This window comes from Sphingomonas sp. LH128, from assembly GCF_000293195.2.
GTDB classification, from domain to species: Bacteria; Pseudomonadota; Alphaproteobacteria; order Sphingomonadales; family Sphingomonadaceae; genus Novosphingobium; species Novosphingobium resinovorum_A.
Map to the genome: position 1 here is coordinate 1 of NZ_ALVC01000622.1, position 297 is coordinate 297.

Here is a 297-nt window from a genome sequence, read left to right on the forward strand (position 1 = left end):
GCCCCCCCCCCCCAGCCACAAGGCCGACGAAGTGCAGCTTTCCACGCTGCTCTCGATCAAGACCGGCGGGTGCGTGGAGGATTGCGGCTACTGCTCGCAGTCGGTCTCGGCCAACAGCGGCGTCAAGGCGACCAAGCTGATGGAAGTCCAGCAGGTTCTCCAGCGCGCGGCGCAGGCGGCGGACCAGGGTTCGACCCGCTTCTGCATGGGCGCGGCCTGGCGCAACCCCAAGGACCGCGACATGCCCGCCATCATCGAGATGGTGAAGGGCGTGCGCGCGATGGGCATGGAAACCTG

1 pseudogene is annotated in these 297 nt (G+C 68.0%); it reads left to right on the top strand.

The features are described 5' to 3' along the window. Positions 1-297, top strand: a pseudogene (locus LH128_RS30640) (biotin synthase BioB); the annotation flags it as partial.